Here is a 4,225-nt window from a genome sequence, read left to right as displayed (position 1 = left end):
CGGCGGGCGGCGCCCGGCCCGCAAGGCACAAGGAGAAGGATTCGCATCCGGCGTAGCCCCCTCTGGCCGCTCCGGACGGGACGCGTAAGGAGGCACGACACGCATGACGGTCACCACGATCGAGGCGATCGGCGGGCACGTGGGGGAGGAGGTCGAGGTCCGAGGGTGGGTGTACAACCTGCGCAGCAGCGGGGCGATCCACTTTCTCCTGCTACGGGACGGCACGGGGATTCTCCAGGCGGTGATGGTCCGGGCCGATCTCCCGCCCGAGGTCTTCGATGCCGCGCGGGCGTTGACCCAGGAGTCCTCCGTGGTGGCCGGCGGGATCGTCCGTGAGGATCGTCGCGCGCCCGGCGGGTACGAGCTCGGGCTCCGCCGTCTCTCGGTGATCCAGACCGCCCAGCCGTACCCCATCACCCCCAAGGAACACGGGGTCGAGTTCCTCATGGATCACCGCCACCTCTGGCTGCGCAGCAGCCGGCCGCAGGCGATCATGCGGGTGCGCGCGGAAGTGGAACGCGCCATCTGCGATTACCTCGACGACCGCGGATACATCCGCATGGACACACCCATCCTCACCCCCTCGGCCTGCGAGGGAACGAGCACGCTGTTCGAGACCCCATACTTCGAGCGGCAGGCCTATCTGACGCAGAGCGGGCAGTTGTACAACGAGGCCAACGCCGCGGCGCTCGGTCGCGTGTACTGTTTTGGCCCGACGTTCCGGGCGGAAAAGAGCAAGACCCGCCGGCACCTGACCGAGTTCTGGATGATCGAGCCGGAGGCAGCCTTCCTGGACCTGGACGGCTGCATGGCCCTGGCGGAAGGCATGGTCGTGTTTGCCGTCGAGCGGGTGCTGGAACGGCGGCGCAAGGAGCTCGACATCCTGGAACGGGACCTCACCGTCCTCGAGCGTGTGCGGCCGCCGTTTCCCCGTCTGTCCTACGATGAGGCCGTGTCCCGCCTGCGGGATCAGGGACATGCGATGACATGGGGCGAGGATTTTGGCGGCGACGAGGAGACCATCCTGAGCAACCTCTTCGACCGCCCGGTGTTCGTCCACCGGTATCCCACCCAGTGCAAGGCCTTCTACATGCAGCCGGATCCGCTCCGACCGGAAGTGGCGCTCGGCGCGGACCTCCTCGCGTCGGAGGGCCACGGAGAGATCATCGGAGGCGGCGAGCGCATCCACGATCCCGATCTGCTCGAGCGCCGGCTGCGCGAGGCGGGCCTTCCCGCCGACGAGTACGCATGGTACCTCGACCTGCGCCGGTACGGGTCGGTGCCCCACAGCGGGTTTGGGATCGGGATCGAGCGGACGGTCGCCTGGATCTGCGGGGTGGATCACGTGAGGGAGACGATCGCGTTCCCTCGCCTGCTCAATCGGCTCTACCCGTGAGTGCCGCGGCGCCGGCAGGCGACGATCTCCTGATCTGCGGGGGCCGGGTCCTCGATCCCGCCGACGGCGTGGATGGGCCTGCGGATCTCGCGATTCGCCAGGGCCGCATCCGGGCGGTGGGGTCCATCGCCAGCGCGGCCGCGCAGGTGGTGGACGCGACCGGGTTGGTCGTCTCCCCCGGGTGGATCGACCTGCACGCCCATGTGGCGTACGGGCTCACGCGCGGCAGCGTCCATCCCGATGGCGATGCGGGGGTGGCGAAAGGCGTGACCACCGTGGTCGACACGGGCACCTGCGGTGCCGCATCGTACGAAGCGTTTTCGGCGTACATCATCCAGCGGGCGACGACACGAGTCCTCGCGTTTCTGAACGTCTCCGTCCCCGGCCTCACCGTGTCCCCATAGCAACTTTCAGTTTCTATGCGAACAAGATCATCACATGCGGTGAGGGCGGCATGGTTATCACGAATGACGGGGGCTTGGCGAGAAAGGTGCATCAGCTCAGGTATCATGGGGCAGATCCGACTCGCCGTTATTGGTTCCCGACGATCGGCTACAATTATCGCATGACGAATGTTGCGGCCGCTATTGGTCTTGGACAACTCGAGAAAATAGAGTGGCATTTGGAACGTCGCTCTGAAATCGCTTCATGGTACCGTGAGAAGCTTCGAGGCGTTCCTCAACTCACGGACCAGCCTGAGAAGGAATGGGCCAGACATGTCTACTTTATGTTCAGTGTGGTATTTGAGAGCAACTCCCCTTCGAGCCGTGACGAAATCATCACGCGACTCCACGCGCGAGGGATTGAGACACGCCCGGTATTCTATCCGATACATAATCTTCCTCCGTACCGGAATCTGGTTCAGAGCGATGACTATCCCGTAGCCAATCGAATTGCGCTGCGAGGCATGAACCTTCCCACGTGGGCTGGGCTCTCTCGCGATGATGTATCCTATGTGTGCGATTGCCTGGTAGACTGCCTTACACCCGTGCTCTCTTAGGGTCCGTGCGCCACTCCGAGCAGAAGCATTTTAACGACGGAATGCTGGCATTGCCAGTTCGCCAATGACGCGTCGGTTAAGGGTTGCATCTATTTACTCTAGCCTAATCATCGGAGGGGACACCACTCGGTTGCTTGCATATTTGGCTGCTCGTAATCGGGATCGCTTTGATTGCATTGTATTTGGTGGTATGAGTTCCTCCGCGGAATGGGAGCATTTGTGCGGCCCTGTGTGGAACTGGTTCCGGGCAGTTGACGTGGAGATCGTGGACCTCGGGATACCCGCCCGCCACTTCCACTGGAAAAAAGCTTCAGCTATAAACCGCACGGTGGACCAGTTTCAAACCTACATCCAGTTGATCCACAGGACCGCCCGGGCACTCCGCGAGCGCGAGATCGATATTGTGGATGGGCGGATGGAAATGGGCACGGTAGTGGCAACGCTGGCTGGTCGTTTGGCCGGCGTAAAAGCGGTGACTTCCACAAAATATACCCCGTGGACCGGAGGAGAGAGGTGGTTCCGTCGCGGCCCCCCTTTGCCGTGGTCCCTATTCGGACAAGGCATCTATGCGTTGGTGGACGCGGTGATTTGTGATTCGGTTACTTGCCTTGACGCCATACGCCAAGGGATGGTCCTGCCTCCGCCAGGCTATTGCATTCCGAATGGTATCGAACCACCACGCGCCGAACGATCTCGGGAGGAGTTGACAACTGAGTTCGGCATCCCATTGGGCGCAAAAATCGTGGCCCAAATTGCTCGTCTTTGGCCGACCAAGGGACAAGACCTGTTGTTGGAGGCAGCGCCGTTGATTTTGGCGCAACAACCTGACGCGTTCTTTCTCGTGGTCGGCTACACCGGGCAAACGCAAGTAGCCCTTGACTACCGGGACCGGCTTGATCAGATGGTCCAGACGCAAGGACTTGGGGACCGGGTTCGTATCGTTGCCTATCCCGGCAGTATCGGTGATATCTGGCAACTGGTAGACGTCCATGCACACCCCACGCGTCTTGACTCGTCCCCTATAGCTCTGCTGGAGAGTATGTCGCTCGGCAAGCCTGCCGTAACCAGCCGAGTTGGCGGCATCCCCGAGCTACTGGTCGATGGAGAGACAGGCATTATTCTGCCTCCCGGTGATGCAAGGACATTAGCCAACGCGATCCTGAGTCTTCTCCAAAACCCTTGTGAAGCAGCGCGCCTCGGGCGTAACGCCCGGCAACATTACGAAGCTGGTTATACCACGGAGGTTATGGCACGCCGAATCGAGCAGGTTTTCGAAAAGGTTTATGCTACCCCCCGAATCCGAAAATCATCTGCCTAAGAACACTAGAAAGCGGATCGCCGACTTGCGGTGATGGCCGGTGGTGGCACAAAACTCATCGAGTCGAGGATCTGCCGTTTGATGGTGCGGGATGCAGTAGTATCTCGCGGGCGAAGTGTTTCATGCACTCGCGGATGGCGGCGGGTGTCACCGAGTGCCCCCTCGTGGAGGTGCTCTGTCTCCGGAAACACCGTTTTTGACGCGACGATCCCTCCCTCCGGTAACAGTTTATATGGCGCGATACGGCGCCTTGTCATTTCTTTTACGCCTATGGTATACTACGAGAGGTAATTGATCCGGTCCGTGCCCCAATCTTGACGCCTTCGAGGGGAGTGGGTGCTTGACCCACTCTTTCGTTTCTTGGAGGCGCCAAAGGCTGGGGCGCATGTTTGTGGGGGCAAAATCGGTGAGGCGCCAGGAGATTGCTGAGCACGTGGCGGGACTGGCGGGGCCGATCGCGGCGAGACGCGGTCTCGAGGTGGTCGATGTGGAGCTCATGGGGACGGGACGC

The 4,225-nt window shown here is 61.5% G+C and carries 3 protein-coding genes; all 3 read left to right on the top strand.

Translation table 11 applies throughout. From position 1 onward, the window contains the following. Positions 1-103 precede the first annotated feature (103 nt). Positions 104-1,396: an asparagine--tRNA ligase gene (gene asnS / locus VFP86_22020; protein HET9002328.1), complete on the top strand. Its 1,293-nt coding sequence runs from the start codon at positions 104-106 to the stop codon at positions 1,394-1,396. After that, a complete protein-coding gene (locus VFP86_22015) occupies positions 1,393-1,800 on the top strand; it encodes a hypothetical protein (protein ID HET9002327.1) in 408 nt (135 codons plus the stop codon). Before asnS ends, VFP86_22015 begins: the two co-directional genes overlap by 4 nt. Positions 1,801-2,625: 825 nt before the next feature. Further along, entirely contained in the window at positions 2,626-3,714 is a 1,089-nt protein-coding gene (locus VFP86_22010; GenBank protein ID HET9002326.1) for a glycosyltransferase family 4 protein, read from the top strand. Positions 3,715-4,225: the final 511 nt, after the last annotated feature.

The organism is bacterium (genome assembly GCA_035703895.1).
Classification (GTDB): Bacteria; Sysuimicrobiota; Sysuimicrobiia; order Sysuimicrobiales; family Segetimicrobiaceae; genus Segetimicrobium.
This window is presented reverse-complemented; position numbering and strand designations above follow the sequence as displayed.